Genomic DNA, 10,272 nt, shown 5'->3' with positions numbered 1-10,272 from the left:
GCTCGACTTCTTCATGACAGCGGGCCAGATCAGTGATTACACCGGTGCTGCTGCCCTTCTGGATAGTCTTCCGGCAGCCCAATGGATGTTGGCAGACCGGGGCTATGATGCTGACTGGTTCAGGGATGCCCTGGAGGAAAAAGGGATCAAACCCTGCATTCCGGGACGGAAATCCCGCGGGAAGCCGGTAAAATACGACAAGCGGAAATACAAAGGCCGCAATCGTATCGAGATCATGTTCGGAAGGCTCAAGGACTGGAGACGGGTCGCGACACGCTATGACAGATGCCCGACCGTCTTCTTCTCGGCCATCTATCTCGCCGCAACCGTCATATTCTGGCTATGAGTCCTGAGCCTAGCCAGCCCCATTCGCGTTTGATGCTTTGACAGAGCCTACCCGAGAGCCAGCGCCCAGAGCGTAAGAAGCAGGCCCAGAAGCGAGATCGTGAAAACCATGGTTCGCACAACAGGCACACCGGCGGCATAAAGCGGCAGATAGATCACTCTTGCTGCCAGATAGATGCAGCTACCCCATTGCGTCTTCCATCCCGCATGACCTGCAAGCAAAGCCGCCAGCAGCGTCGCAAGGAAGAGGGGCAGCGTCTCAAAGAGGTTGGCCTGCGCGCGCGCCAGACGTGCCGGTACAGGCTGCAATTCCGGCATCTTGCCGTCTCGTGCGCCCATGTTCCATTCCGTGCCATATTGGCGCGTCTTGGCGGCTCCTGCCCAGAATATGTTCACCAGTGCCAGCAGAACCAGCCCCGCAATGACATAGAATTCGATACGCATGATCAGGGGTCTTTCCTTCAGTTGGTAGCTTCACCACGCAGGACCGGCAGGCGGGAAGCCGGTATATGTCGAACAGCCTGTCTGGAGATTCAGGCGGGAATTTGCCCGATGCTAACCGGCTGGATTTCGTTTTGTCCGTTCCCACCGTGTCGAAAGGCAGATAGCGCTTTGTAGACCTGCATCCTCGCGCGCATGACCGAACCCAGTGGACGATGCGCACTGAGCCCCTGTGACGGGCGGAAAACCAGATGATCCTCAAAAAAGGTCGCGCGTTGGGCACTGAAGGCGTTCTGTACGGGAAAGCTCAGCCTGCCTACTGACCGAAAGGGTGCCTCATCGGCCGACCAGATGATTGAGGCATCCTCGATAGGTTGCGTCTCGGCGTTGTTCCAGAGCTGAACGCGAATGTCGAACACCACCTCTCGCCCACCGAAATAGGTGACCGTCTCATGCCGGAACCCGTCCTCATCATGATGGGGGTCGAGCCGCCATGACTGCAGGGCCTCGAGGTCCGGCATTATCGGAAATGCCGCGATCTTGGCGACATAGGCACCATAACGCAGGGGGGCCTGACTGTAATATGGCTCGGAAAGCGGGTGGGAGTAGGGATGGCCAAGGAAATCCGCCATGGGGCTCTGCGCACCCGCATGACCAAGGGCATGATTGAGACCACGCGCCACAGACGAGACCGCACTCTTCACCCCTTCAGGCAAAGCGGCGGCCTTGCCGATCACCCCACCATCACGCAGGAACCCCGCGGCCGTGCCCGATGGGAACGTCGGGCCTGACGCCAGGATGAAATCCTGCGTCTCGGTGTCATGACCGGGCAGTTTCTCCCCCTTAACCCCGAACAATTTGAGAGAAAGACCACGGTGAATCGAGACGCGATCGCCCAGTGTTTCGCCCGCCCCCTGTGCAAAACGTGCCGCTACGGGATACTGGCCTGGCGTGGCGAAAACGCCCTGGGCGAGTTCAGCTGGCAGATGCGCTGCAATATCGAGTGTGCCAACGGCCAGCGCCGTCGGTTTGGCATGGCTGGCACGCACCATGCGGCCCTCGCGTTTGCCGACCACACGGCTCTGCTCCATCATGCCATCAATGATGCCCTGAATGACATGCTGCTCGTCTTCCTCCGGCGTTTCGACATCCGGGGAAAAGCGCAAGGGCGGGTTGAGAATCATCTGAAGTTCCTGCAGTGCCAGTCTGCTCCTCCAACAGGCAGAACCTGCACAAGTTGCACGCAGGGAATAATGCCTGCCACTCGGTTAAGCCCTGCCGGGCAAGATCCCTGCAAGGTACGCGGCTGGACTGCCAACCCTTAACAGAAAGTTATGGGTTGGGTGTCGTTCCGAAATCGACACGAGAGCAGCGGGTTGCCCATATTGGTTCGATATCGCAATGTTGCGATTGTTACCGGCCCCAGGAGCAGCGTCATGACATCAAGGCATCACATTCGCAGCGCGCTTCTGGCTTTCACTATCCTGTCCGTCCCCCATGAATTGAGCGGGGGCCTTGTCGACACGGCACAGGCTCAGATCACGCCGCTTGCGCCGCAGGGTGCGCCTTCAGGCACAGTTTCAGACAAGCACGCCAAGGCGGGTCCGGCCAAGTCAGCCGCTATCGCGCAGAAGAGGGCAGACAAGCCCAGCAATCGCCCATCCGGCAATCGTGAGGTCCTGACTGTCACCGGTAGCCATATCGCCAATAGCCGTATCAAATCGCCCACGCCGGTCAGCACGCTCAGCGCGCAGGAGATACGCAACCAGTCCCCCACGAACAATCTGGCCGATCTGGTCAACCAGCTTCCGCAGTTTGCCGGCAGCACCACACCGCAGAACTCGACCCTGGCTCTCAGCTCCGGTCTGGCCGGTATCAATGCGCTGAACCTGCGCAACCTCGGCGCCGTGCGCTCGCTGGTCCTGATTGATGGGCGGCGCACCGCGCCGTCTGCCATTACGGGTATTGTCGATATCAATACCCTGCCCCAGCAACTCGTGAAGCGCGTGGATGTCGTTACTGGTGGCGCCTCGGCGCAGTACGGGTCCGATGCTGTAGCGGGCGTGACCAATTTCGTTCTCGACAAGACCTATACCGGGCTCAAGGTCGATGCCGATTCAGGCATTTCCAATTACGGTGATGGCCAGAACGAGCATGCTGCCGTTGCCGGCGGCTTCGGGTTCGCCAAGGGCAAGGGCCATGTCCTTCTCAGTGGCGATTACGCCCATCAGGACGGTATTTTCAAGATCACGCGCGGCTGGAACCAGAATGGCGAGCGCATTATTGCCAACCCCGCCTATGTCGCCGGAAACGGCCAGCCTTATTATATCCGCGTGGGCAATGCAGGCACGAACAACGCCCTGCCCGGCGGCATCATCAACGCCTCGACAGGCGCTGTGGCCAACAGCCTGCGCGACGTCTATTTCGGTCAGGGCGGCAGCGTCAATCATTACAATTATGGCTCACCCTCCACCTCCAGCGTGTCGGTCGGCGGGGATGAAGGTCTTGCCAATAATAACGTCAATCTCGGCCTGCAACCGGAGAGCGACCGCAAGAACCTCTATGGGCGCCTGAGCTATGACGTTGCCTCATGGATGACCCTCTATGCCGAGGGTGCCTATAACCAGAGCAACTACGTTTATAACGCCGGGCCGCAATACCTGACCTCCATTGCGATCAAGAGCACCAACCCGTATCTGATCGACGCGCTGGGCGCGGATGCCCTCAGGAACGTGACGGGCGTCACCGTGGGCACAACCGCGCTCGACATGCCCTATCGCCAGATCACCAACACGCGCGATGTGCAGCGTTATACCTTTGGTGGCGAGGGTAATTTCACGCTTTTCGGACGCAAGGCCTCATGGACAGCCTATGCTCAATATGGCGTCACGCACTCGCATGAGCAGATCAACAATGTGATGAATACAGCCCGAATTGCCAACGCGACAGATGCGGTGCGCAATGCCTCTGGCCAGATTGTCTGTCGATCCAGCCTGACGGATCCCGGTAATGGCTGCGCGCCCATCGACTGGCTCGGCACAGGCGTCATGTCACAGGCCGCCATCAGCTATGTGCTGGGCAATCCATGGCGCGAGCAGCGTTTTCAGGAGATCGTTTCCGGCGTCAATCTCTCCACCATTCCGTTTGCCACATGGGCCGGTGACGTGAATGTGGCAATCGGCGGCGAATATCGCGATGAGCGCGCCTCAGGCTATGTGCCGACAGAATATCAGAAGGGCTGGTCGGTCGGTAACTACCTGCCCACTTTCGGCAATTACAACGTCAAGGAAGCCTATGTCGAAACCGCGGTGCCTCTTGCACGCGGGCTGGCCGCCAATGGCGCGGTACGCGCAACCGACTATTCCACATCGGGTTATGTCACGACATGGAAGATCGGCGGCACGTGGCAGCCGATACGCGATATTCTCTTTCGCGCCACGCAGTCGCATGACATCCGCGCGCCCAATATCAACGAGCTCTATAACGCTGGCACGTCGCAAACGACCACGGTGCTCGACCCGGCCACGGGCAAGACCGACACGGTTTTGTCCACCACGACAGGCAACCCCAACCTGAAGCCCGAGACTGCCAATACAACCGTGGTAGGTGCCGTCATCACGCCCCGCTACGTGCCGGGGCTGGCCCTCTCCATCGACTGGTTTCACACAAAGATCAAACACGCCATCCAGCAATTCTACCCGCAATCGATCATCGACGAGTGTTATCAGGGCTACACGACTTTCTGTTCCGCCATTCGCCCCGACCCGAGCGGCACGCGTGACCTGCTGATCAGCGCCTCGCCCTTCAACTTCGCCAAGCTTGAAACCAGCGGTATCGATATCGACGCTTCCTATACCTTCCCGCTGCGCCGCATCCTGCCCAAGGCAGGAGGAGCCTTCACACTGCATGGTCAGGCCAGCAATTACCTCAAATACGTTTCTGACTCGGGTGTAGGTTATGTGGTCGATACGGCAGGTGACATCACCAACGGACCACCAAAATGGATCTATCGTTTCTCGGCCACCTATAGCGCGGAGAGCTACAGCATCACAGCAGTGGCACGCGGTATCAGCGCGGGAAATTACTCGAACAGTTATGTGCAGTGCACGACAACCTGCGGCGTGTATAATGCCAATTACCCCTCGATCAACAATAACCGGGTGGCAGGCACCTTCTATTTCGACATGAACTTTACCTACAAACTGCCTGTTCAGAATATCGGCCAGATGCAGATTTTCCTGAACGTCACCAATCTGGGCAACGCCCCGCCGATCCTGCTGCCCACCAGCGGGCTGGCTGCGGATTCCACCTATAGCAGCCTGCTGGGGCGGACCTATCGCGGCGGCATACGCATGGAATTCTGATGCTCATGCGCCCTGCCCTCCTGTTTCTCGCCTCCCTCGCCTCGGCGCTCGGGCTCTCCGCCTGTGTGCCTGCCCCCGGCCACGACAGGCTGGCCGCCCGCCTCGCCCCCCTCCTGGCCCCGATGGAGGCCCGAGGCGCCCGCTGGGGCATTCTGGTCACTGACGACACAGGGCGCGTGCTCTACGCGCGTCATGAAGGGCAGCGCTTCGTTCCAGCCTCGAACGCCAAGCTTTTCACGACGGCTGCTGCGCTCGTCGCCTATGACACGCTCACACGCCCGCCCTATCAGCTCGATACGACCCTGTTCCTGGCACCACGCAACAACGGAGCGCCCGATCTCATCCTGCGCGGCGCGGCAGATCCGTTTCTCTCCGCCGCGCCGGGTTGCACGCAGCAATGCCTGACCGAACTTGCCGATTCCGCCGCCAGAGCTGGCCTCAAACACGTTCAAGCCGTGATCGGTGACGACACCCTGTTTGCCGATACGCGCTGGGGCGATGGCTGGAGTTGGAACAATCTCTCCACCCGCTATGGCACAGCCATTTCAGCCCTGACGCTTGACGACAATATCGCCTCTCTGATCGTGATGCCCGGCCCAGTCGAGGGCGCACCCGCCACCGTGTCGGCCATCACCCCGGCCTATCGCGTGGTGAACCATGTCGTGACACGTCGTGATGCGGCCGAGGCACCGGCGATAACGCTCCTCCCCGACAATGACACGGAGCGCGGTTCCGGCACCCTCACAGGCACCATCAAGCCGGGTCCCACTCCCCTGACTGTGCACTCTGGCATCATCGACCCGGCGCAACTTGCCGCAAGGCTACTGGGGGACATGCTGATCGCCCGTGGGGTGCGCGTTGATGAGACGAAAGCCCGTCATCGCCCGGAGGGTGAGGACGCAGCCCCGCAGGACCTCCCGTTTGTCCGTCTGGGTGTCATGCCGCAAAGACCGCTTGCCATCGATATCAGGCATATCCTCAAGGACAGTCAGAACCTTCACGCCGAACTTCTTCTGCGCCGGCTCGGCCTTCTGGCCGGTCAGGGAACGGTTCAGGCCGGGCTGGAGGAACGCGAGAAGCTTCTGGCCTCAAGCGGCGTGGATTTCAGCCGCGTTTCGCTGGCCGATGGCTCTGGCATGTCGCCCTATGACCGTGCCACTCCACGCGATATCGTCTCGCTGCTGCTCTGGGCGCAACACCAGCGCTGGGGCGGTGAATGGGCCGATGACCTGCCTCTTGCCGCGACCGATGGCACGTTGTCTCATCGCTTTGAGAGCACCGCTGTCGCAGGCAGGCTCCACGCCAAGACGGGCACGCTCAACGGCACCCACGCCCTTTCCGGCTATCTCGTTACGGCCAGCGGACGCAGGCTTGTGGTGTCCATCCTGCTCAATGACGTGCCGGAACCCCTCTCCGTCGCAACCGCACCTGCAAGACCGCTGAACGACGTGGCCCCGCGCCCGGCGGTCGGTGAGCGTCCCACCGACGCCATCGACCGCGTGGTTGAAGCGCTTGCTGCCGTGGAGTGACAACAGCCGCGTTCTCTAGAGCCGCGCCATCTCGCGTGTGAATTCCTGACGCAGGATCTGGATGAAACTGCGGGCAATGCGTCGCAGGGCATGATCTTCGCGATACACGGCAGAACAGGTAATCGTCATGGGTGGATCAAGGCGACGCGCTGTAGGCAGGCTTGAATCATGCAGGGCGGTGAAAGCATCCACAATCGCCCATCCTGCGCCGAGCCTTGCCAGTTCTGCCGCCATGTAATGCGTGCGTACCCTGATGGCAGGAGACACCTCCCAGCCCGCCTTTTTCCAGGCACTACTGAGCGCCCATGATGTCGGGTCGTGATCGGCCAGCCCGATCCATCGCGCCGGGTCAATCGTCTCAAGCCGCACCGGCCCCTCGGCTGCCGTACTGTCGAGCAGCACCAACGGTATCTCGGCCAGCGCCTCACAGATCAGCCCGGGCTCTTCGGTCACGCCGAAGATAATCCCGAAATCGAGATCGCGCTTGCGCAGGCCCGCAATAATCTCGGCTCCATGAAGCGTATCCACACTGAGCATGTTATCGCCCGATTTCTCGCGATAGCGATTGATCACGCGTGGCACTACGCTGAGCCCAAGGCTCGGCACGCAGCCGATCGACAACTCATGCCCTCCTCTGCCGGTGCGCAGGTTTTCGGCCAGACGGGAGAGATCGGCGAACTGATCGAACAGGGCTGTAATGCGCGGCAGCATGATCTGTGCCTCACGCGTGGGCACAAGACGACCTTTCACGCGATCGAACAGCGCAAAACCAAGAGACTGCTCAGCATAGCGCAGCGCCTTGCTGGCAGCGGGTTGCGACACGTTCAGCGCCTCGGCTGCCTGGCGCAGCGAGCCCGTTCGCATGACGTAATACACCAGTTCGATGGAGCGCAGGCGCAGTGCCATGATCAGCCCTGCACCCTGCCCGTTCTGTCGATACCGAGCGCGCGGGCGGCCTCCGTTGCAATTGCGCGCCGAAGCGCCACCACGCTGTGACCGCCTGAGGGATGCACACGATTGGTGAGGATCAGCACATAGCTGTCGCTCACAGGATCAATCCAGAGAGACGTGCCGGTAAAACCCGTATGCCCGAAGGAACGGGGCGAAAACAAATCGCCGCGCGGTGTGGAGTAATGGGTGGCAATATCCCAGCCCAGACCGCGCAGATCGGTCTTGCCGGAAGGCTGCTGCGGCGTCGTCATCATTTCCAGTGTCTCACGACGCAACGGGAACGTGCTGGCACGACCGGCCAGCCGGTCCAGCAGGGCCTGAGCGTACAGACACATGTCATGCGCATCGGAGAAAAGCCCGGCATGCCCTGCCACACCGCCCATACGACGTGCCGTCGGATCATGCACCACGCCACGCAGCATGATGTCTTTTTCGTCGTACTGGGTCGGGGCGATCAGGGTGCCCAGCGCCGGATCGGGCCAATACCCGCTATGGGTCATGCCCATCGGCCCGAGGATATGGCGGGCGACATAGGTATCGAGCGCGAGACCGCTCAGCTTTTCCACCACCAGCCCAAGCGTGATGTAGTTCACATCGCTATAGACAAAGGCATCGCCCGGTATGGTAGCGGGGCGCATGGCCATGACGCGTCTCACCGCCTCCTCCTTGCCCTGCCAAGGCTGGCTCAGATCGATATCGGGAGGCAGGCCGGAATAATGGGTCAGCAGCAGCCGTATGGTCAGAGCGCCTTTTCCACCGGCCTCGAAACCCGGCAATACGGATGAGACAGGCTGGTCGAGGCTGAGTCTGTTCTGCTCGACAAGCTGCATGATCGCGAGCGCCGTCATAGTCGGCTTGGTCAGGGAGGCCATGTCAAAGCACGTATCCCAGCTTTCGGCCTCGCGATGAGGAACCAGCGCACGGGCACCATAGACAAAACGGTGAACGATGGCCCCCTGATGCCCGATAGCCAGCACGATACCGGGGCACTGACCGGCTTTCACAGCATCCCGCGCCAGGCGGTCCACCCCGGCAAAGGCCGAGGGCGCCTCACAGCCAGCAAGACCGAACAACGCCACGCCCCCGCACAGCAATGCACGGCGGGGTAGACCCATTTTTGTCTCAGGCTTCGTGATCATGTCGCATCCGGTATGACGGTCCAGTTCGGTTGCGCAACATCATCACACCCTGCGACATCGTGATAGCCCCGCAATACGGCACAAGCCCTGCCCGTGCGACACGCCGACAGGGCAGATTACCTGTACTCTCAGCCACTTGGATCGAATGACGTGCGCCGGGTCATAACCTGAGGTTAAGGGGGGGCATTATCTTCCCAATGGATGACGCGCCCCATGCCCCCTAGGCTTGATCTGTTACACGAGAAACAAAGGCAGGGTCCGTGGCGCAGCGTCAGTCCGTTACTGTTATCGGGGCCGGTGTCATCGGTCTTTCAACCGCTTTTGCCCTTTGGCGCGACGGGCATCATGTTACCCTTGTCGAACGTCACGACACCCCCGCCAGCGGTGCCAGCCGGGCCAATGGGGGGCAGCTCAGCTATCGTTACGTATCCCCGCTGGCCAGCCCATCGGCCCCGCGTGAGGCACTGTCATGGCTGGGGCGCCCCGGCTCGCCCGTAGCGTTGCACCCCAATACCAACCCGGCACAATGGGTCTGGCTCGCGCAGTTCCTGCGGGCCTGCACCCCGGACAGGTTCCGGATGGGTAGCCAGGCCTTGCTCACTTTGGCCCTCGAAAGCCAGAGCGAACTCGCGACATGGCGCAGCGCGGGTCTGGGCGGTTTCGACTGGGAGAGGCCGGGGAAACTCATTCTGTTTCGCGATCCACGCAGCATGCAGCGCAATGTGGCCAATCTGGCCGATCCGCAGAATCAGCGCGTCCTGTCACCGGATGCATGCCTCGAACTCGAACCGGCTTTTGCTGCACTCCGGCCCCGGCTGGCTGGTGGTCTCTTCACGAAGGGCGAGGAGGTGGCCGATTGTCATGCCTTCTGCCTGAAACTGATCGAGACCATGCGCCAGTCCGAACGCTTCCGGCAGGTTCAGGGCGAGGCCAGTCTGTCACGACAGGGCACGCGCTGCATCGTGCATGTCGACAACAGGGCTTTGCCCTCGCGTCTGGTCGTGCTGGCAGCAGGCCTGGGGTCAAGAGCTCTGGCACGCCAGATCGGGCTTACCCTGACGCTCTATCCATTGCAGGGTTATTCGCTCACCCTTACGCCAGCGCCGGGTCATCTTCCAGCCGTCAGCGTCACCGATTATGACCGGCGCGTGGTCTATGCCCGCCACGGTGCAAGACTGCGCATCGCTGCGATGGTCGATATCGGTCAGGCAGGCCCGCGGGCCGATGCGAACAGGATTGCGCAGTTGCGTCACCTCGCGCAGGAAGCCCTGCCCGGCGCAGGCCCTTATGAACAGGCCGAAAGCTGGATTGGCCAGCGCCCTGCCACGCCGGATAGTGTGCCGATTATCGAACGCGGCCCGTGCGAGAACATGTTGCTCAATGTCGGTCACGGGGCGCTCGGCTTTACCCTGGCCGCCGGATCGGCCCGCCGGATTGCAAGGCTCGCTGCCCAGACAACGTGATACGGGGTGCTACGCCCTCGCTCCCATAACCCTCGCTCTC

Annotated in this window: 8 protein-coding genes; 4 read left to right on the top strand and 4 right to left on the bottom strand. The window is 61.1% G+C overall.

The genetic code is table 11. From position 1 onward, the window contains the following. The coding region (locus tag P792_RS29050) for an IS5 family transposase (protein ID WP_023978842.1) at nucleotides 1–346 on the top strand (346 nt) is incomplete at its 5' end. 47 nt (nucleotides 347–393) lie between these two features. Here P792_RS29050 and P792_RS29045 read toward each other — a convergent pair. Both P792_RS29045 and P792_RS29040 read right to left on the bottom strand, forming a co-directional pair. Beyond that, complete coding sequence (locus tag P792_RS29045) at nucleotides 394–789, bottom strand: MAPEG family protein (protein ID WP_023978841.1); 396 nt, start codon at nucleotides 787–789, stop codon at nucleotides 394–396. Nucleotides 790–878: 89 nt separating this feature from the next. Next, nucleotides 879–1,970, bottom strand: coding sequence for a catalase family protein (locus P792_RS29040; RefSeq protein ID WP_023978840.1), 1,092 nt, complete (start codon nucleotides 1,968–1,970; stop codon nucleotides 879–881). Nucleotides 1,971–2,222: 252 nt separating this feature from the next. On the opposite strand from P792_RS29040, the gene P792_RS29035 reads away from it, so the two are divergent. Both P792_RS29035 and dacB read left to right on the top strand, forming a co-directional pair. Next, on the top strand, nucleotides 2,223–5,150 hold the full coding sequence (locus tag P792_RS29035) for a TonB-dependent siderophore receptor (RefSeq protein WP_023978839.1): 2,928 nt from the start codon (nucleotides 2,223–2,225) through the stop codon (nucleotides 5,148–5,150). A 5-nt stretch (nucleotides 5,151–5,155) separates the two neighbouring features. Beyond that, on the top strand, nucleotides 5,156–6,679 hold the full coding sequence (gene dacB, locus P792_RS29030) for a D-alanyl-D-alanine carboxypeptidase/D-alanyl-D-alanine-endopeptidase (protein ID WP_161630842.1): 1,524 nt from the start codon (nucleotides 5,156–5,158) through the stop codon (nucleotides 6,677–6,679). A gap of 15 nt (nucleotides 6,680–6,694) precedes the next feature. Here dacB and P792_RS29025 read toward each other — a convergent pair whose 3' ends face one another. Continuing rightward, on the bottom strand, nucleotides 6,695–7,585 hold the full coding sequence (locus tag P792_RS29025; RefSeq protein WP_023978837.1) for a LysR family transcriptional regulator: 891 nt from the start codon (nucleotides 7,583–7,585) through the stop codon (nucleotides 6,695–6,697). Between the two features lie 2 nt (nucleotides 7,586–7,587). After that, the gene (locus P792_RS29020; protein WP_023978836.1) at nucleotides 7,588–8,769 is read right to left on the bottom strand and encodes a serine hydrolase; all 1,182 of its coding nucleotides are present in this window, start codon (nucleotides 8,767–8,769) and stop codon (nucleotides 7,588–7,590) included. A gap of 260 nt (nucleotides 8,770–9,029) precedes the next feature. On the opposite strand from P792_RS29020, the gene P792_RS29015 reads away from it, so the two are divergent. Further along, complete coding sequence (locus P792_RS29015) at nucleotides 9,030–10,232, top strand: FAD-dependent oxidoreductase (protein ID WP_023978835.1); 1,203 nt, start codon at nucleotides 9,030–9,032, stop codon at nucleotides 10,230–10,232. Nucleotides 10,233–10,272 lie beyond the last annotated feature (40 nt).

It is taken from the genome of Asaia sp. SF2.1 (genome assembly GCF_000505765.1).
Taxonomy (GTDB): domain Bacteria; phylum Pseudomonadota; class Alphaproteobacteria; order Acetobacterales; family Acetobacteraceae; genus Asaia; species Asaia bogorensis.
Note: the sequence above shows the minus strand (reverse complement) of the source record. Positions and strands in the feature narration are given on the sequence as shown.

Coding starts and splice junctions, on each gene's coding strand:
- P792_RS29025 (WP_023978837.1), bottom strand. CDS start 7,585: ATGGCACTGCGCCTGCGCTCCATCGAACTGGTGTATTACGTCATGCGA.
- P792_RS29035 (WP_023978839.1), top strand. CDS start 2,223: ATGACATCAAGGCATCACATTCGCAGCGCGCTTCTGGCTTTCACTATC.
- P792_RS29040 (WP_023978840.1), bottom strand. CDS start 1,970: ATGATTCTCAACCCGCCCTTGCGCTTTTCCCCGGATGTCGAAACGCCG.
- P792_RS29045 (WP_023978841.1), bottom strand. CDS start 789: ATGCGTATCGAATTCTATGTCATTGCGGGGCTGGTTCTGCTGGCACTG.
- dacB (WP_161630842.1), top strand. CDS start 5,156: ATGCGCCCTGCCCTCCTGTTTCTCGCCTCCCTCGCCTCGGCGCTCGGG.
- P792_RS29020 (WP_023978836.1), bottom strand. CDS start 8,769: ATGATCACGAAGCCTGAGACAAAAATGGGTCTACCCCGCCGTGCATTG.